Genomic DNA, 251 nt, shown 5'->3' with positions numbered 1-251 from the left:
AGCCATGCCAGAGCTTTCCGCAGCCGCGCTGGTCGGCGCTGCGATCGATGCGATCGGCACGGTAGCATTCTGCCCGGCCCTGACAGCCTGGCTTCAGACCGTCGCGCCCTATTCCTTCACCGTGGTCTTCGGCTATCGCGGAGAGGCGAAACCCATTGATCTCTATGACGATTTCCCCAGCCATCGCCGCAAGGTCTTCGTGACGGACTATCTCGAAGGGCCCTATCTGCTCGACCCCTTCTGTCAGGGGG

1 protein-coding gene is annotated in these 251 nt (G+C 62.2%); it reads left to right on the top strand.

Translation table 11 applies throughout. The features are described from left to right. The coding region (locus tag RG959_RS24610; RefSeq protein WP_342799347.1) for a hypothetical protein at positions 1-251 on the top strand (251 nt) is incomplete at both ends.

It is taken from the genome of Domibacillus sp. 8LH (genome assembly GCF_038806185.1).
GTDB lineage: Bacteria > Bacillota > Bacilli > Bacillales > Domibacillaceae > Domibacillus > Domibacillus indicus_A.
The sequence above is the reverse complement of the archived record's forward strand: the minus strand, read 5'-3'. Positions and strand labels throughout refer to the sequence as shown.